This window comes from Pseudogulbenkiania sp. FW507-F1, assembly GCF_058781125.1.
The window spans coordinates 149,651-162,277 of record NZ_JBYSWM010000004.1; the positions used below are offsets into that span (position 1 = coordinate 149,651).

Below are 12,627 nucleotides of genomic sequence, written 5' to 3' on the forward strand. Positions count from 1 at the left end.
CATGATCGAATTCAAACTGCCCTCGCTCGGTGCCGACATGGACGAAGGCAAGCTGCTGGAGTGGAAAATCCACCCCGGCGACACGGTCAAGCGCGGCGACATCGTCGCCATCGTCGATACCGCCAAGGCCGCCGTCGACGTGGAAAGCTGGGTCGACGGCACCGTGCGGCAACTGCTGATCGACATCGGCGACAAGGTGCCCGTCGGCACCCCGATCGCGCTGCTGCTGGCCCCGGGCGAAACGGCAGAGAACGCCGTGCTGCCCACCAGGGGCGCCGAGCGCCACCGCATCTCGCCGGCCGCGCGCAAGCGTGCCGGCGAGCTTGGCGTCGACCTCGCCAGCCTCAGCGGCTCGGGACCGGAGGGGGCGATCACCCTGCAGGATGTCGAGGCCAAGGCGGCCAGTGCCGCCCCGGCGCCCGATCGCGGCGCCGAGATGCGCCGCGCCATCGCGGCGGCGATGAGCCGCTCCAAGCGCGAGATTCCGCACTACTACCTGGCCGACACCATCCCGCTGCGGTCGGCCCTCGCCTGGCTGGAGCGGCGCAACGCCGAACTGCCCGTCACCGAGCGCCTGCTGCCCGCCGTGCTGCTGCTCAAGGCAGTGGCGCTGGCCACACGCCGCTACCCCGAGATGAACGGCCACTGGATCGACGGCGCCTTCCGCGCCGCCCCCGCCGCCCACCTCGGCGTGGCGATCTCGCTGCGCCAGGGCGGCCTGATCGCCCCGGCACTGCACGACGTCGCCGCCAAGCCGCTCGCGGTGCTGATGCGCGAACTCGCCGACCTGGTGCAGCGCGCTCGCGCCGGTTCGCTGCGCAGCTCCGAGATGGCCGACCCGACCCTGACCGTGACCAATCTGGGCGAGCAGGGCAGCGAGTCGGTGTTCGGCGTGATCTACCCGCCGCAAGTCGCCCTGGTCGGCTTCGGCAAGGTGATGGAACGGCCATGGGTGGAGCAGGGCCAATGCGTGGCCATGCCGAGCGTCATCGCCAGCCTGTCCGGCGACCACCGCGCCAGCGACGGTCATCGCGGCGCGCTGTTCCTGGCCGAAATCCGTCAGCTGTTGCAACAGCCGGACGCCCTCTAACCGCTGCAACGCCGACTGGAGCCCGCCATGGACCGCGCCCACCTTCGCACCCTCGTGATCGACTCGTTACGCAAGATTGCCCCGGAAGTGGAGGAGGGCACGCTGCGCGACGACCGCCCCTTGCGCGACGAGGTCGACCTCGACTCGATGGATTGGCTCAACTTCATCATCGGCCTGCACGAGCGCCTTCAGGTCGACATCCCCGAGGCCGACTATCGCCAGCTGGTCTCGCTCGACGCCGTGCTCGACTACCTCGCGGCCCGGTTGCGCGACGCCCCGACCGCCTCACCGCCCCGTGACAGCGAGCCCTGATCCCGGCCCCGACGCCACGCTGGCGCAACACACCGAGCGCCTGCTGCAGGTGATCCGGGCACTGGAGCGGGAGGTGCATCCGGCCCACCCAGCGGGCGTGACGCTGGACAGCACCCTGGAAGGCGAGCTGGGCTTCGACAGCCTCACCCGGGTCGAACTGGTGCAACGGCTGAACCAGGCGTTCACGGTTCAACTGCCGGACGAAGCGCTGTCGCACACGGAAACCGTGCGCGACCTGCTGCCCTACCTGGCGCAGCCGGGAAGGGCCGAGACGCCGCCCGCTCTTATGCCGCTGCGACAGGGCTCCGCCATCGAGCCGCCACGGCACGCTGAAACCCTCACCGAAGCCTTGTTCTGGCACGTCGAGCGCCAGCCGGAACGCGTCCACGTCCTGTTATACGGCGAGCAGCAAACGCTCCATCCCATCCGTTACCGCGAGCTGTTCGAGGCGGGCAGGGCGATTGCCGGCGGACTGGCGGCACGGGGGGTGACGCCAGGCGAAACCATTGCACTGATGCTGCCGACCGGCCTTGGCTATCTGGCGAGCTTCATCGGCGTCATGCTGGCAGGCGGCATCCCGGTGCCTATTTACCCACCCACCCGCCTGAGCCAGCTCGATGAGCATCTGCGTCGCCACGCCCGCATTCTCAACAACGCCGCCGTCGTGCTGATGGTTACCACGCAGCAGGCAAAGCCCGTCGCCACGCTGCTGCGCGCCAACGTCGCCAGCCTCGCCGGGGCCGTCACCCCAGAAGAGCTGGCTGGGGAGACCGATCGCCGGCCGTTCCAGGGCACATCCTCGGACCTGGCCTTCCTGCAATACACCTCGGGCAGCACCGGCGACCCCAAGGGGGTCATGCTCAGCCACGCCAACCTGCTCGCCAATATCCGCGCCATGGGGCAGGTCATCGGCATCACCGCGGAGGATGTCGGCGTCTCCTGGCTGCCGCTCTACCACGACATGGGTCTGATCGGGGCCTGGCTGGGTTCGCTCTACCACGGCTGCCCACTGGTGCTGCTGCCCACGCTGAGCTTCCTGGCCCAGCCGGCACGCTGGCTGCAGGCCGTGTCCCGGCACCACGCGACCCTGTCGGGCGCCCCCAACTTCGCGTACGAACTGTGCGCGCGCAAGACCGCCGACAGCGAACTGCAAGGCCTCGACCTATCCCACTGGCGCTTTGCCTTCAACGGTGCCGAACCGGTGAGCCCCGCCACGCTGGAACGCTTCGCCGCCCGCTTTGCCCCCTGTGGCTTCCAGCGCACCGCCTTGACGCCGGTATACGGGTTGGCCGAATCCACCGTGGCCCTGGCGTTTCCACCGCTCGGCCGCGGCCCGCTCATCGACCTGATCGCAGCGGAACCGTTCGCCACCTCGGGGCAAGCCCTTCCGGCCCAGGACGACCACGCGGCCCTGCGCATTCCATCCTGCGGCCGCCCCTTGCCCAACCATGAAATCCGCATCGTGGGCGAGGGCGGATCGGAACTGCCGGAGCGCCAGGTGGGGCGGCTCGAATTTCGCGGTCCTTCCGCGACGCGGGGTTACTACCACAACCCCACGGCGAGCACGGCGTTGTTCCACGACGGCTGGCTCGATTCCGGCGACAACGCCTACATGGCCGAGGGAGAGGTCTACCTGACGGGCCGGGTCAAGGACCTGATCATCCGTGCCGGCCGCAATTTCTACCCCTACGACCTGGAAGAAGCCATCGGCAACCTGCCGGGCATCCGCAAAGGCTGCGTCGCGGTGTTCGCCAGTGCCGACCCGCACCAGGGCTCGGAACGCCTGGTGGTGTTGGCCGAAACCCGGGAGCAGGGCAGCGCCGCCCGGGAGCAACTGCACCAACTCATCCGCCAGACCGCCGCCGACGTGGTCGGGGTGCCGCTCGACGAGATCGTGCTGGCGCCCCCGCACACAGTCCTGAAAACGTCCAGCGGGAAGATTCGCCGTCAGGCCTGCCGTGCGGCGTACGAGCAAGGCATGGTCGATCACCCATCCGCCGACTCGCCCTGGCGGCAGTCGCTGCGGCTGTGGCGGGAGAGCGGGTTCGCCCGGGGGATCATCGCGTGGCGGCAGCTCGCCGCCTGGTGCTATGGCGTTTATGCCTGGGCGGTGCTCCTCGCCCTGGCGCTGCCGGCAGGAGGACTGACCATCCTGCTGCAAAGGCAGGCCCTGGGCCGGCGCCTTGTCCGTGCCGCCGCCAGACTCGGCCTGATACTGAGCGGATTGCCGGTGAGGGTATGGGGGCTGGACCACCTGCCGCGCCAGCCCCACGTGCTGCTGCTCAACCACGCCAGCTATCTGGATGTGCTGTTGCTTACGGCCTTGCTGCCGGCAGTGCCGGGTTACACCTACACCGCCAAACGCGAACTCAGCGCCAACCCGCTGCTCAGAGCCCTCTTGAGCGGATTGGGAACATGTTTCATCGAGCGCACCGATATCCGGCAGAACCAGCACGATCTCGACGCCATGGTCGCCGCACTGCAAGCGGGCGAAAACCTGCTGGTTTTCCCTGAAGGGACCTTTACCCGCGCTGCTGGACTGCGGCCATTCCATCTGGGTGGTTTTCTCGCCGCCGGCCAGGCTCATGTGCCGGTGGTCGTTGCCGGACTGCGCGGCACCCGCATCGCGCTGCGGGACGGCACATGGCTGCCGCGCCGGGTGCCGATCGAATTCGAAGTCGGCCCCAGCGAGCGGCCGAGCGGCCCCGACTGGAAGGCCGCGGCCGCACTGAGCCGGAGCGTGCGGCCGGTCCTGGCGGCGCTGAGCGGCGAACACGATGCGGCGTAAGAGCCTGTTTACGATCTGCTGCGCTTCGGCGATAAGCGTTAAAAACATCTACGGAATGCTCATTCATCACTGAGAACCCGCCGCAACCCGGCCGGCATCACCGGGCCTGCTCGCTTACCCCATCACCTCGTCGCACGCAGCCTGCAGGCGCTCGGCCAGGTCCAGCACCCGCTGCGGCACGTCGGGGTGGCGGTGCAACACCAGTTCCAGGGGCGGCAGCGGCGGAAAACCCTCCAGCTCGCCCAGGCGACGGTGGCCCGACAACGCCAGCCGCGCGGGGAGGAGGCTGACCCCCAGCCCGCTCGCCACCGCCGAGCGGATGCTGGCGAGGCTGGCGCTGCAATAGCTGATTCGCCAGCGCCGCCCGCCGCTCTCCAGGACATGAATCATCTCGTCGCGATACAAACCACCCACCGGGAACACCACCAGCGGCAGCGGATCGCGCTGCCAGCTGGGCGTATCGAGGCTGTCGAACCAGGCCAGCGGCTCCGGCCACGCGGCCGCGCCGACGGTATGCCCCTGCCTTTGCTTGACCAGCACCAGATCGTAGCTGCCGGCGCAGAACTGTTGCCACAGGGCATTGCTCAAGCCGCTGGTCACTTCCAGCCGGATCGCCGGGTACTCGCGGGCAAAGGCCCCCAGCAGCGGTGTCAGCAGGTCGGCGGCAAAGTCTTCCGGTACGCCGATGTGGATCTCGCCCTGCACCTGCCCCTCGCGTAGCTCCTCCACCGCGTCTTCCATCAGGGCCAGCAGGCGGCGGGCGTAGCCCAGCAAGCGGGTGCCGCTTTCGGTGGTCACCACGTAGCGGCCGCTGCGGTCTAGCAGTTCACTGCCCAGTTGCTCTTCCAGCCGTCGCAAATGCTGGCTGACGGTGGACTGACTGAGGTGCACCCGCTCGCCGGCACGGGTAAAGCTGCCGCTTTCCACCACCGCCACGAAGCTCTTCAGCAGCACCGGGTCCAGCATCGGATTTGTCATTACGATTCCCACTGATAATCAGTTGAACATTTAATTTATCAATTCTATCGCCGCTTCTTAGACTGCTCCACAACCCCCTCACGGAACAGATCGATGACGCTACAGCGCTTTCCTCTTGTAACCGCCTGCCAGCAGAGTAGCTGACCATGACCGATACCCACGCCGCCGTGGCGTCACGCCACCGGGAACTGCCGCTGGCCACCTTGCTGTTGCTCGCCGTCATCGCGCTCAACCTGCGCCCCTTCCTCACCTCGGTCGGGCCGGTGCTGGACCTGCTGCGGGCGGACACCCGGCTGAGCTTACGCGCCGCAGCGGCCATGACCGCATTGCCATTCGTCCTGATGGGGTTGCTGGCGTTTGGCGGCGCGGCACTGGCACGACAGATCGGGGAGCGGCGCACGGTGGCGCTGGCCTTGCTGCTGCTGGCCAGCGGTTGCGCCACCCGGGCCTGGGCCAGTGGCAGCGCCGGGCTGATCGCCAGTGCCGCCATTGCCGGCGCCGGCGTGGCTACCATCCAGGCAGTGATGCCCGGCGTAGCCAAGCGGCTGTTCCCGCAGCGCATCGGGCTGGCGATGGGGGTCTATTCTGCGGCGCTGGTCGGCGGCGGCGCCCTAGGAGCGATAGCCAGCCCCTGGCTGGCGCAGCACGGCGGCTGGCGCCTGGGCTTGGCGGCGTGGAGCGTGCCGGCACTAATCGGGATGGTGCTCTGGCTGCAACAGACCGCCGCCACCGGACCCGCCACGACACACGGCGCCGGCGAGGCATCGCTGCGCCGCTTTGCCACACAGCGCCGCGCCTGGCTGCTGGTGCTGTATTTCGGCCTCACCAACAGCGGTTACTCCACCCTGGTCGCCTGGTTGCCGTCGTTCTATCGCGAGCAAGGCATGGCGGCGCAGCCGGCAGCCAACCTGCTGGCGTGGATGGCCGTACTGCAGGCCACCTCCGCCTTGCTGCTGCCACTGCTCTCACGCCAGCACGGCGATCGCCGTCCGACGCTATGGCTGGCACTGGCGTGCCAGGCCACTGGCTTTGCCGGCCTGGCATGGCAGCCGCAGCTGGCGCCGTGGTGCTGGGCCGGTTTGGCCGGCATCGGGCTGGGCGGGTTCTTCTCGCTGAGCCTGATCGTGGTGCTGGAACATCTCGCCGATGCGCGCCAGGCGGGCTCGCTGGCCGCTTTCGTGCAGGGCGGGGGGTTTTTGCTGGCGGCCGCCGGGCCGTGGCTGATGGGCTGGCTCCGCGAAGACGGGGGCCGCTTCACCACCGGCTGGTGCTGGCACCTCGGAATCGTGCTGGCGATGGCCCTGCTGACCGGACGGCTGTCGCCCGCCAGCTATCAGCGCACATGCGCCGCCCGTGATCCGAGTTTTCCCGGCGCAGGGCCACGATCACGTGGCTGCCCGCCGGTTCATGGCCAGTCAATACAACAGCGATAGCCGGCTGGCCGCTTGGTGCTGTACCCGTAGCGACAACAGGAGATAGAGAGACATGAGAAAACTTGTATTGGTCACCATGCTGGCCTGCGCCGCCAGCGGCGCGATGGCGAAGGACTGGAAAGTCATCCGCTTCGGCGTCAACCCCAGCTATGCCCCGTTCGAATCCAAGGCCACCGACGGCAAGCTGATCGGTTTCGACATCGACCTGGGCAACGCCATCTGCGACAAGCTGAAGGCCCGCTGTGTCTGGGTGGAAAACGCCTGGGACGGCATCATCCCGGCGCTCAAGGCCAAGAAGTTCGACGCCATCCTGTCGTCGATGGCGGTGACCGAAAAGCGCCTGGCGCAGGTCGCGTTCACCGACAAGATTTACAACGTCCCGCCGCGCCTGGTCGCGCGCAAGGATGCCGGCTTCCAGCCGAGCGCCGAGGCACTGAAAGGCAAGCGCATCGGTGTGGAGCAGGGCTCCACCGCGGAAACCTACGCCAAGACGTACTGGGAGCCCAAGGGAGTCGCGGTGATGTCCTACCAGAATCAGGACCTGGTGTACCAGGATCTGACGGCCGGCCGTCTCGACGCCGCGTTCCAGTCGTCCGTGCAGGCCGAGCTCGGTTTTCTCAAGAGCAGTGCAGGGCACGGTTACGCCTTTGCCGGCGCCGGGGTGACCGATTCCAAAACCCTGGGCGTCGGGGCCGCCATCGGCCTGCGCAAGGAAGATACCGATTTGGCCAAGCTGATCAACACGGCCCTGGCCGACATGCACAAGGATGGCACGTACCAGCGCCTCGCCAAGAAGTACTTCTCCTTCGACATCTATTGATCGCGCGAAACAGGGCAGGGCCGGTGCCGGGGAGGCAGAACTCACCCAGCCCGGCGCCTGTTCGGCAGCCTCAGCCTGCACCAATCTGTCGACATTAAATGAGGAATCCATGAACAAGACATTCTGGCTATGCAACGTCCGCCCGTACGGCGCGGCGGCGGAAGATATCGAAATCGTCCACGGCCGTATCGGCCGGCGCCGTCCGGCACAGCCCGGGCCCGTAGCGGCACCGGACATCGACGGCGAAGGCCAGCTACTGACCCTGCCACTGGTGGAAAGCCACATCCACCTCGACAAGACGCTGTGGAGCCTGCCGTGGCGGCCGCACAGTGCCGGCCCCAACCTGAAGGCACGCATCGACAACGAGCGCCAGGTACTGAGCGAACTGACAGTACCGATCGCCGCGCGAGCCGGTGCGCTCCTCGAACGGTGCATCGCCCAGGGCACACTGCTGATGCGTTGCCATGTCGATGCCGACCCAGAACTGGGGTTACGCCATATCGAGGACATGCTGGCCTTGCGCCAGCGCTACGCGGATCTGATCGACCTGGAGTTCGTCACCTTCCCGCAAGCCGGGCTGCTGACCCGTCCCGGCGCCGCCGCACTGATGCGCGAAGCCCTGGCCCTGGGCGTCGAAGTTGTGGGTGGGCTCGATCCCTGCGGCATCGACCACGACCCGATCGCCCACCTGACACAGGTATTCGAGCTGGCCGCCGAGTTCGACCGGGGCGTCGATATCCACCTGCACGACGGCGGCGAGCTTGGCCTGTGGCAGATCGAACGCATCATCGATTTCACCCAGCGTTATCGCCGCGAGGGCAGGGTGATGATCAGTCATGCCTTCTGCCTGGGCATGACAAGTTGGCCGAAGGCACAGCCCATCGCCGAACGGCTGGCGGCCAACAACATATCCTTGCTGACCACGGCACCCGCCGACATCGAAGTCCCCCCGTTTGCGGCACTGCACGCCGCCGGCGTCAACGTCTGCCTCGGCTCGGACGGCATCCGCGACGCCTGGTCGCCCATGGGTAATGGCGACATGCTGGAACGGGTGATGCTGCAGGCGTTCCGCTTCGGGGTCCGCACCGACGAAGGACTGCATGCTGCGTTCGAAGCAGGCACCATCCATGGGGCCCGGGCGCTCGGGCGCTCCGACTACGGTCTAGCTACCGGCATGGCGGCCAACTTCCTGCTGTTGCCCAGCGCCACGCTGGGCGAAGCCATCGTGATGCGCCCGCCGCGGCGCGTCGTGATCCGCCAGGGCCAGGTGATCGCCCGCAACGGCGCCTTGCTCAGGAGCAGGCTGTAGAAATGCCTCTCGGACGGCAAACAAGCTATTTGATCTGCTTGAGGTAGTGCTGGATGGCTTTGACCTCAGCCTGTGTAGGGGCTACGCCATGGTCGGATTTCAGGCTGGCATTTTGCCAATGCGGCATGGCAGCCTTTAAAGGCCTGCCATGATCATCGATGCCGGAGAGGACGGCACGCTCGAATAAGCGAGCCGGCCACTGACTGGCATCGCCAACCAGCCGAGGGCCATTTGCACCTTGGCCTTTGGCGCCATGGCAACTGGCACAATTGTCCTGATACAGCGCCTTGCCACCCTGAGCCGCAGCGAAAGCAAATGTACACGAAAGCAGGAGCGAGGCTGAAACGATCACAGTCTTCATAGCAACTCCAAAGTAAAAATCGAAATGATGCGACTAGGCAGTCGTGCGTACAGACACAAGTTTCAGCATAGTGTCTGTACGGTTGTTTTGTAGCGATTGAGCCGCCAAAGCCGACAAGTCCACGCGAGAAGTAGATTTGTAGCCCCCAGAGGGGGCCGAGCCGGATAAAAGAGGTGTGTTTTACGGACATACAAGTTCGCATAATCTATATTATGTAAAATACGATGTCGGATTTTATTTAAACACCTATGTTTCAGCCCCCTTTCCAGCAGATTTACTGTGCCGCCGAGCGGCTCTATTGAAACACTCCACGCAAGCCCGCACAGAGTCTTTCCGAGTTAGCCGGCCCACTGCACGTGACGGGATTGCGTGGCATTCAGTCTCCAAATGCCCGGCATCCCTCTCTTGCGATCGCATCCTGGGCATCCCTCAGCCGCTGCAAATCGTCCTGGTACGCTTTGTTGTTGTTCAACCGCGCCTGCACCTTGTCGCGCTGCTGGCGTAGCGTGTGACAGTCGGCAATGGCTTGCTTAATCAGTTTCCGCCGAATGGGAGGCGTGACGGATTTTCGTGAGTGAGACTCTTCTGCGTCTGAGCGCCAGGTCGCGGCAAACTGATGGCGCGCTTCCTCGATCGTGGCGTTGGAGAACGTTGCAACCCCGCTCGAGCCAAAGGGACAGTCGCCGTCCACAACATAGCGGAAGCTGTCAAAGCGGGAGTCCATGCGGCAAACCGTGACCACGCCACGCTCGCCGCCGCTTCCGTTGCCGACAAAGCCACCCTGCTCCGGGCGTTTCACCGCCGAGGTTCCGGCGGGACAGGCGCCGCTGGTATAAGAGACGGCCTTGGTTCTCTCGTGCTCACAGCGCAGGATGCCCGGCACTTCCGTGGCGGCCGTCGATTCAACAATCAAGCACAAAGCAGCGAGCAGAATGGTTCTCATGGGTATCCTCCGGGTTCGACAGGCCATCACTATATTTCTTTGTCATATTCAAGTCGAACCATCGCATCCGCCCCCTTGTCCTGCCCCTGCCCGACCCGCCGGGATCGGGCCTGGCGCAAAGAGCCCGGAAACGCCATGATCGAATGACGTCGATCCTGGGGATGAGCGCCCTCTTCAGCCCGACTATAATGTCGCCTGATCGCGCCACCCTGCTCCCTGCAAACCCACGCTTCGATGAGAACCCTATGAAAAACAAAGGCACTGGCGGCCTAGTCTATTCGACCGAACACGGGCGGATGTGCCCTGTCTGCCGACAACCCGTGGACCGCTGCACATGTAGTTCTGCCGAAACGGCGCCACCTTCCGATGGCGTGGTGCGTATCCGGCGTGAAACCAAGGGGCGCAACGGCAAGGGGGTGACGGTGGTGAGCGGCGTGCCGTTGGAGCCGGTGGCATTGGCCAGCTTTGCCAAGCAGTTGAGGCAAGCGTGCAGCTCGGGAGGCACGTTGAAGGATGGCGTGATCGAGATACAAGGCGATCACGTCGAACTGGTGAGCAAAGCCCTTGAGGCACGAGGCTGGCGGGTCAAACGCAGCGGAGGCTGAGCCGTCTCTCCCCTCCCCGCCAGCAAGCAAGCAAGCAATAAAAAAAGCACCCCGCAGGGTGCTTTTTTGATGCGGGCGCGAAGCGCTTACGCCTTGGACATGCGACGGCGCTCGTGCTCTTGCAGGTAGCGCTTGCGCAGGCGGATGGTCTGCGGGGTGATTTCGACGATTTCGTCATCGTCGATGAATTCCACGGCAGATTCCAGCGTCAGCTTGATCGGGGTGGTGAGGCGGACCGCTTCGTCGGTGCCTGAGGCGCGCACGTTGGTCAGCTTCTTGCCCTTGAGCGGGTTCACCACCAGGTCGTTGTCGCGGCTATGGATACCGATGATCATGCCTTCGTACAGCTTGTCACCCGGGCTGACGAACATGCGGCCGCGATCTTCCAGGTTCCACAGCGCGTAGGCCACGGCTTCGCCGTTGTCTTGCGAGATCAGCACGCCGTTGTGACGGCCCGGCATGTCCGGCTTGACCGGGGCGTAGTCGTCGAACACGTGCGACATCAGGCCGGTACCGCGGGTCATGGTCAGGAAGTCGCCCTGGAAGCCGATCAGGCCACGCGCCGGAATATGGTATTCCAGACGGGTGCGGCCTTGGCCATCCGATTCCATATTGGTCAGTTCGCCACGGCGGCGGCCCAGTTCTTCCATCACGGCGCCCTGGTGGCCATCTTCTAGGTCGATGGTCAGGTTCTCGTACGGCTCGCACTTCTCGCCGTTGATTTCCTTGAATACCACGCGCGGCTTGCCGACGGCCATTTCGAAGCCCTCGCGGCGCATGTTCTCGAGCAGGATGGTCAGGTGCAGTTCACCACGACCGGAGACGCGGAAGATGTCGGCGTCTTCGGTGTCTTCCACGCGCAGCGCGACGTTGGTCAGCAGTTCTTTGGTCAGACGATCGCGGATCTGGCGCGAAGTCACGAACTTGCCTTCGGTGCCGGCCAGCGGCGAGGTGTTGACCATGAAGTCCATGGTCAGGGTCGGTTCGTCCACGCCCAGGACCGGCAGGCCAACCGGGGCGTCGCGATCGCAGATGGTTACGCCGATACCGATGTCTTCCAGACCGGAAATGATGACGATGTCGCCCGCTTCGGCTTCCGGCACTTCGACACGTTCCAGACCCTTGAAGCCCAGCACCTGATTGATGCGACCTTGAGCGGTCTGCTCTTCGTGGTTCATCACCACGACCACCTGACCCGGCTTGATGCGGCCGTTCAGCACGCGACCCAGGCCGAGGCGACCGGTGTAGGTCGAGTAATCCAGCGCCGAGATCTGCAGTTGCAGCGGGGCATCCGGATCGCCGGCGGGGACCGGCACGTGCTTCAGTACGGTCTCGAACAGCGGGCGCATGTTGTCGGACTCTTCTTCCAGCTCGTACTTGGCGAAGCCGGACAGGCCCGAGGCGTAGATGATCGGGAAGTCGAGCTGCTCGTCGGTGGCACCCAGCTTGTCGAACAGGTCGAAGGTCTGGTCCACCACCCAGTCCGGACGGGCGCCCGGACGGTCGATCTTGTTGATGACCACGATCGGACGCAGGCCCAGCGCCAGCGCTTTCTTGGTCACGAAGCGGGTCTGCGGCATCGGGCCTTCGACGGCGTCAACCAACAGTACTACACCGTCCACCATGCCCAGTACGCGTTCGACTTCACCGCCGAAATCGGCGTGTCCCGGGGTGTCGACGATGTTGATGTGGACGCCTTCGTAGTTGATCGCGGTGTTCTTGGCCAGAATGGTGATGCCGCGTTCTTTTTCGAGGTCGTTGCTATCCATCACGCGCTCGACCACCTGCTGGTTTTCGCGGAAGGTACCGGCTTGACGCAGGAGTTGGTCGACCAGCGTGGTTTTGCCGTGGTCAACGTGAGCAATAATGGCGATGTTGCGAATCTGTCGGGTCATGTCTTTGGACGGGAACGGAAAAATCACAAGATTCTAGCACGATATCGACCTGTTCTCACAGGGCCAGGCACGACTTTCGGCATGGTTTTGGCT

At 65.2% G+C, this 12,627-nt stretch carries 11 protein-coding genes; 7 read left to right on the forward strand and 4 right to left on the reverse strand.

What is annotated here, in order from left to right:
• The first annotated feature begins 1 nt into the window (after nucleotide 1).
• From AC3WG5_RS04205 to AC3WG5_RS04215, 3 genes are read left to right on the forward strand one after another with little or no spacing between them, the layout of a single operon-like run.
• Nucleotides 2-1,090: a dihydrolipoamide acetyltransferase family protein gene (locus AC3WG5_RS04205; RefSeq protein WP_492567904.1), complete on the forward strand. Its 1,089-nt coding sequence runs from the start codon at nucleotides 2-4 to the stop codon at nucleotides 1,088-1,090.
• A 54-nt stretch (nucleotides 1,091-1,144) separates the two neighbouring features.
• A complete protein-coding gene (locus AC3WG5_RS04210; protein WP_492567905.1) occupies nucleotides 1,145-1,402 on the forward strand; it encodes an acyl carrier protein in 258 nt (85 codons plus the stop codon).
• On the forward strand, nucleotides 1,386-4,190 hold the full coding sequence (locus AC3WG5_RS04215) for an AMP-binding protein (protein WP_492567906.1): 2,805 nt from the start codon (nucleotides 1,386-1,388) through the stop codon (nucleotides 4,188-4,190). Before AC3WG5_RS04210 ends, AC3WG5_RS04215 begins: the two co-directional genes overlap by 17 nt.
• Nucleotides 4,191-4,304: 114 nt before the next feature.
• Here the strand turns inward: AC3WG5_RS04215 and AC3WG5_RS04220 are convergent, their stop codons facing one another.
• On the reverse strand, nucleotides 4,305-5,168 hold the full coding sequence (locus tag AC3WG5_RS04220; protein WP_492567907.1) for a LysR family transcriptional regulator: 864 nt from the start codon (nucleotides 5,166-5,168) through the stop codon (nucleotides 4,305-4,307).
• Nucleotides 5,169-5,314: 146 nt separating this feature from the next.
• Between AC3WG5_RS04220 and AC3WG5_RS04225 the strand changes: the two genes are divergently transcribed.
• The 3 genes from AC3WG5_RS04225 to AC3WG5_RS04235 all read left to right on the forward strand — a co-directional run bounded on the left by AC3WG5_RS04225 (nucleotide 5,315) and on the right by AC3WG5_RS04235 (nucleotide 8,730).
• Nucleotides 5,315-6,601: a cyanate transporter gene (locus AC3WG5_RS04225; RefSeq protein WP_492567908.1), complete on the forward strand. Its 1,287-nt coding sequence runs from the start codon at nucleotides 5,315-5,317 to the stop codon at nucleotides 6,599-6,601.
• A gap of 52 nt (nucleotides 6,602-6,653) precedes the next feature.
• A complete protein-coding gene (locus AC3WG5_RS04230) occupies nucleotides 6,654-7,421 on the forward strand; it encodes an ABC transporter substrate-binding protein (RefSeq protein WP_492567909.1) in 768 nt (255 codons plus the stop codon).
• Between the two features lie 109 nt (nucleotides 7,422-7,530).
• Complete coding sequence (locus tag AC3WG5_RS04235; protein WP_492567910.1) at nucleotides 7,531-8,730, forward strand: amidohydrolase family protein; 1,200 nt, start codon at nucleotides 7,531-7,533, stop codon at nucleotides 8,728-8,730.
• Nucleotides 8,731-8,755: 25 nt separating this feature from the next.
• Here the strand turns inward: AC3WG5_RS04235 and AC3WG5_RS04240 are convergent, their stop codons facing one another.
• Both AC3WG5_RS04240 and AC3WG5_RS04245 read right to left on the reverse strand, forming a co-directional pair.
• Entirely contained in the window at nucleotides 8,756-9,091 is a 336-nt protein-coding gene (locus tag AC3WG5_RS04240) for a c-type cytochrome (RefSeq protein WP_492567911.1), read from the reverse strand.
• A gap of 376 nt (nucleotides 9,092-9,467) precedes the next feature.
• On the reverse strand, nucleotides 9,468-10,034 hold the full coding sequence (locus AC3WG5_RS04245) for a hypothetical protein (protein ID WP_492567912.1): 567 nt from the start codon (nucleotides 10,032-10,034) through the stop codon (nucleotides 9,468-9,470).
• Between the two features lie 143 nt (nucleotides 10,035-10,177).
• On the opposite strand from AC3WG5_RS04245, the gene AC3WG5_RS04250 reads away from it, so the two are divergent.
• Nucleotides 10,178-10,639 carry a translation initiation factor Sui1 gene (locus tag AC3WG5_RS04250; protein ID WP_492567913.1) on the forward strand — a complete coding sequence of 154 codons (462 nt, stop codon included), beginning with the start codon at nucleotides 10,178-10,180 and terminating at the stop codon, nucleotides 10,637-10,639.
• A gap of 86 nt (nucleotides 10,640-10,725) precedes the next feature.
• Here AC3WG5_RS04250 and typA read toward each other — a convergent pair whose 3' ends face one another.
• Nucleotides 10,726-12,534 carry a translational GTPase TypA gene (typA, locus tag AC3WG5_RS04255; protein WP_008952763.1) on the reverse strand — a complete coding sequence of 603 codons (1,809 nt, stop codon included), beginning with the start codon at nucleotides 12,532-12,534 and terminating at the stop codon, nucleotides 10,726-10,728.
• Nucleotides 12,535-12,627 lie beyond the last annotated feature (93 nt).